A 305-nucleotide genomic window follows, 5' to 3' on the forward strand; every position below is an offset into this window, starting at 1 on the left:
ATGGTATTTTTCCTTTGGACGTTTGCCTAATAAGCCTTCTTTATGCATGAGACGTTGAACTCTCTTATGGTTCACCTTGTATCCACGATTAATCAGTTCTTGATAGACTCGTCTAACGCCATATCTACTTTTATTTGACTCAAAAATACTTTTGATTTCGTTAAGTAAATCTTCGTTTCTTAACGCAACAGCATCTATCTTGCCAATCTCGAAATAATAAGTTGATTTAGCTAAGTTTACTGCTTTGAGAAGATATTTTATGTGATATCCTTTTTCTTTAAGTTCCTTGACGATTGCCGCTTTTT

The 305-nt window shown here is 33.8% G+C and carries 1 protein-coding gene; it reads right to left on the reverse strand.

Annotated features, from left to right (window positions below):
- Positions 1-305: IS3 family transposase (locus tag AT575_RS10275; protein ID WP_129587084.1), on the reverse strand; the 305-nt coding region annotated here is incomplete at both ends.

Origin of the sequence: Streptococcus penaeicida (assembly GCF_002887775.1) — a bacterium.
Taxonomy (GTDB): Bacteria; Bacillota; Bacilli; order Lactobacillales; family Streptococcaceae; genus Streptococcus; species Streptococcus penaeicida.